Annotated in this window: 2 protein-coding genes; both read right to left on the bottom strand. The window is 36.1% G+C overall.

The window, feature by feature from the left end; genetic code table 11:
* Positions 1-72: 72 nt before the first annotated feature.
* Positions 73-486: a polysaccharide biosynthesis C-terminal domain-containing protein gene (locus ACWDZ6_RS33390; protein ID WP_003132403.1), complete on the bottom strand. Its 414-nt coding sequence runs from the start codon at positions 484-486 to the stop codon at positions 73-75.
* A 58-nt stretch (positions 487-544) separates the two neighbouring features.
* The gene (locus ACWDZ6_RS33385; RefSeq protein WP_350802131.1) at positions 545-1225 is read right to left on the bottom strand and encodes an IS6-like element ISS1N family transposase; all 681 of its coding nucleotides are present in this window, start codon (positions 1223-1225) and stop codon (positions 545-547) included.
* Positions 1226-1361: the final 136 nt, after the last annotated feature.

Genomic DNA, 1361 nt, shown 5'->3' with positions numbered 1-1361 from the left:
CAGGAGATATATCTCGAATGGTATCGAGATATATCTCCTGTCTATTTTTATGAGGATTTCATTCCAAATGTCTTATTTTTTATTTTTTAGCGCCATGATAATGTATAAAATTGTACGCTGATTAACCACTAACATGCCACAAAATAATAGGGCAAGGCATAGATACAAGACTTTACTCGGCAGATAAAATAAACAAAGAATTTGTACCAAAATGATCACAAAATTACTTATAAAAGTTCGCCATTTAATCTGAATCACCACAAATTTTTGCGTATCCTTGACACGAAATAAAAACGTTGTTAAGAATCCAAGCATTGAAGCTAATCCAGCACCATTCAAGCCAAATAATGGAATAAGTAATACTTGTGCAATGACACAAACGATTGCTCCAAATAAAAATGTGATAAATCCTCCTGTAGTTTTTTTAACTACAATATAACTTGTTTCAAAAAAATTTGCAAAGCTAGAAAATAATGCTGAGAGCATGAAAGGTTCTGTTGCGAAGTTTGAAAATCAAACGCGCCCGCTCTGAACTCCAAATATCTTAGGCTGGTATTCCCATTAATACCTTGATTTCAGTAGACACCGAAAAGCCGAAGAGCGTTCCATTTCTTCGGTTCTTTTTATATATTCCTCGAAGGGTCTCCATGCCCTTAATCGTGGAAGAGGCTGTACGGAGACTTTGATAAAATTTATTCCGTCGTTTAATAGGTCGATGGTCTTGTTCTATTAAATTGTTAAGATACTTCACAGTTCGGTGCTCTGTCTTAGTATATAAACCCACACTCTGTAACTTTCTAAAGGCGGAGCCAAGAGAAGGTGCTTTATCGGTCACAATTGCTTTCGGCTCACCAAACTGTTTATGGAGTCGTTTTAAGAAAGCATAGGCTGCTTGCGTATCCCGTTTCTTTCGTAACCAGATATTTAAGGTTAAGCCGTCCGCATCAATTGCACGATAAAGATAATGCCAACGTCCCTTAATTTTGATATAGGTTTCGTCCATTTTCCATGAATAGAAGGATTGTCTATTTTTCTTCTTCCAAAGATAATAGAGGACTTTGCTGTACTCTTGCACCCAACGATAAATCGTAGTATGACAAACATTTATTCCACGATCATATAACAATTCCTGAACTTCACGATAGCTTAGATTGTAACGCAGGTAGTAACCAACAGCGACAATAATGACGTCTTTTTTGAATTGTTTGCCTTTAAAATGATTCATTACTCTGTCCTCTCTGTCTTTTTTCTCAATTTTACACTAAAATAGATTTTTTGGAAAACTTTGCAACAGAACCCTTTCGGTTTTGAACCTCAAGGGGAACACTCGTTTGATAAAGCGTCTCAATGGTTGTCAGTAA

Source organism: Streptomyces sp. NPDC002926, assembly GCF_053591755.1.
Note: the sequence above shows the minus strand (reverse complement) of the source record. Positions and strands in the feature narration are given on the sequence as shown.